At 49.1% G+C, this 2047-nt stretch carries 4 protein-coding genes; all 4 read right to left on the bottom strand.

Annotated elements, in window-relative coordinates:
- Positions 1-144 (bottom strand): Wzz/FepE/Etk N-terminal domain-containing protein (locus BZG77_RS14500; RefSeq protein ID WP_131826171.1); only part of this gene is annotated, 144 nt, incomplete at its 3' end.
- A gap of 70 nt (positions 145-214) precedes the next feature.
- Positions 215-649 (bottom strand): low molecular weight protein-tyrosine-phosphatase, encoded by a 435-nt coding sequence (locus BZG77_RS14495; RefSeq protein ID WP_077647747.1) that lies wholly within the window; start codon positions 647-649, stop codon positions 215-217.
- 12 nt (positions 650-661) lie between these two features.
- Positions 662-1813, bottom strand: a complete 1152-nt coding sequence (locus tag BZG77_RS14490) for a polysaccharide export protein (protein ID WP_077647748.1) — start codon at positions 1811-1813, stop codon at positions 662-664.
- Positions 1807-2047: hypothetical protein (locus tag BZG77_RS15000; protein WP_206744360.1), on the bottom strand; the 241-nt coding region annotated here is incomplete at its 5' end. The genes BZG77_RS14490 and BZG77_RS15000, both read right to left, overlap by 7 nt.

Here is a 2047-nt window from a genome sequence, read left to right as displayed (position 1 = left end):
CGCAAAGGCAACACCCATGGCAGCAAATAACGCTGTAAAACCAATAATCCACCACTTACCATCAACTAAATGGCCAAGCARTTTACTCAGATCAATCTCGTCATCGTTACTCACCGATGACGTACTATGTGTTTGTTGGGTCATTATYCTACTCTTGGGTCCAATCAGGCTCTCACTGTCCAATGATGACCATGGCTAGATACCACGGGCCCRTTTATCGCAATACACTGCACCATTTTTGTGYGGCTTGTGCGATTAAATCATACGCATGTTCAAACGCCTCATCGCTTTGACGATAAGGRTCGGGAATCTCTTTATGTGCCGACAARTAATGGCCAAATAGCATGGTTTTCCCGCGAGCTTCGGGCGCAATRCGGCATACTTCATCTTTGTGCCCCGCTTCCATKACCAAGATCAAATCATGATCACGGCACATCGATGCAGTCAGCTGGCGCGCCTCATGGCCCGATAAATCAACGCCATGATCCGCGGCCACACGCAACGCACGCTCRTTCGCTGGTTTCCCCACCAARGCACCKATACCSGCTGACGCAATATTTTTATCGGGTAATGCCGCGCGCAGCAGCCGCTCACCSGTTGGGGAGCGACAGATATTGCCAACACAAACAACCAAAATATTATCAAACATAGGCGTTACCCATTATCGTGGCCACGTTTCAATTCGAAGGGCACCTTCAGTTAACTCATTAAAGCCAGAAATGGTTGGCAACAATGAACGCACAACACGGTTCCAGCGGGCAATMGGCGCGGCGGTCACATACACCACATCGTACGGTTGCAGATCAAACTCWGTGCCMACMGCMARYGCRGTRGCRTCTTKSACRTTYAACTGATAAACATCCGCGACAGGTTCGGATTTTTCATAACGYGGGCTGTCCGGYACCTGTTTAGCGGTGCTGCGAATCACAAACACCCCGGTTGCGTCAGCTTCTAGCTCATCAATGCCMCCGACCGAGCTCAACGCTTCGGTTAAACTCATGCCCACGCGATCGATTTTCAGCATTTTGGGATCATTYACTTCYCCCAACACAAACACTTTTTGGCCATCATTGCGGGGCACATGAAGAATATCGCCATCCTGCAACAAACGATTTTGGGTTAAATCGCCCTTTTGCATCAGCGCGTACAACGACATRCTTTGTTCTTCGCCGCGCTTGGTTAAGGTCACATTGCGCCAATCGGCAAACTCAGTGATCCCGCCGGCGTGATTCACCGCATCTAAAATAGTGGTRGGAATATTGGTGATCGGYTGATAACCCGGCTTTTTCACTTCACCCGTAATATACGATTTTTGCGAGCGAAAGGCGGCGACATTGACATCAACTTGGGGCTTTTCAATATACGTGGCGAGGCGCTTAGCAATATCATCACGCACTTCTTGTACCGTTTTACCCGCAACATGTACTTGGCCAATGTAAGGATAAAAAATGGTGCCGTCATTGTGCACCCAGTTGCCTGCTTCAGCAGAGCTACGGTACGATCCCGCCGGAATGGTCAGTTCAGGGTGATCCCAGATAGTGACGTTAAGCACATCCCCCGGACCGATGCGATACTCGTAGTTTTGTATTTTCTGATCGAGTTCAGGATTCACCTGCGCCAAAGTCCGCCCACGCTGACGGTWTAACTGTTTGATATAAGAGGGAGTGAGCGGGTGAATATTGACCTGCTGCGAGAGATCACCTGCAGGCTGGCCCACGATATTTTTATCGCTTGGATCAAAGTGAGATCCCGGCATTGTACACCCGGCCAGAGCAAGCGTGCTCATAGCGACAAAACAAAAAGGTTTTAACACAACATCATCCTGGTTTTTGTTGTAAATTCCGCTGAACGGTAAAGCAATCGATGCGTGACTGACGATCCACAAACACACCCAACCTTTGTTGTACACCCGGCCAGAGCAAGCGTGCTCATAGCGACAAAACAAAAAGGTTTTAACACAACATCATCCTGGTTTTTGTTGTAAATTCCGCTGAACGGTAAAGCAATCGATGCGTGACTGACGATCCACAAACACACCCAACCTTTG

The organism is Salinivibrio sp. IB643, assembly GCF_001996105.1.
GTDB lineage: Bacteria > Pseudomonadota > Gammaproteobacteria > Enterobacterales > Vibrionaceae > Salinivibrio > Salinivibrio costicola.
This window is presented reverse-complemented; position numbering and strand designations above follow the sequence as displayed.